Source organism: Undibacterium sp. TC9W, assembly GCF_049339865.1.
Lineage (GTDB): Bacteria > Pseudomonadota > Gammaproteobacteria > Burkholderiales > Burkholderiaceae_D > Undibacterium.
In genome coordinates this window covers 1-252 of the sequence record NZ_JBMPPJ010000110.1, presented here as the reverse complement: position 1 = coordinate 252, position 252 = coordinate 1, and the positions used below count along the sequence as shown (strand labels likewise).

General features: G+C 55.2%; 1 protein-coding gene. It reads left to right on the top strand.

Annotated features, from left to right (window positions below):
• On the top strand, positions 1 to 252 hold a 252-nt coding region (locus ACO0LN_RS30460; RefSeq protein ID WP_422980525.1), incomplete at both ends, for a hypothetical protein.

Sequence of the window (252 nt, the reverse complement as noted above, 5' to 3'; positions counted from 1 at the left end):
ACGGCGCGCAAAACATCAAGATGGGTGCTGGTAACGACACAGTTACTTTCGATAACCTGCAAGACACACGTGCTGGCCTGACAATCTCCGACACAGTCGTAGGTGGTGCTGGTACAGACACACTGGTCATCGACGGCGACCTGACAGGTGCAGCACTGGGCGACACTATCGCTCTGGGCGCGTCTGAATGGACGAACGTTTCCGGTTTCGAAACAATCCGTCTGGTTGGTACATCCAACAACGCCGGTGTTG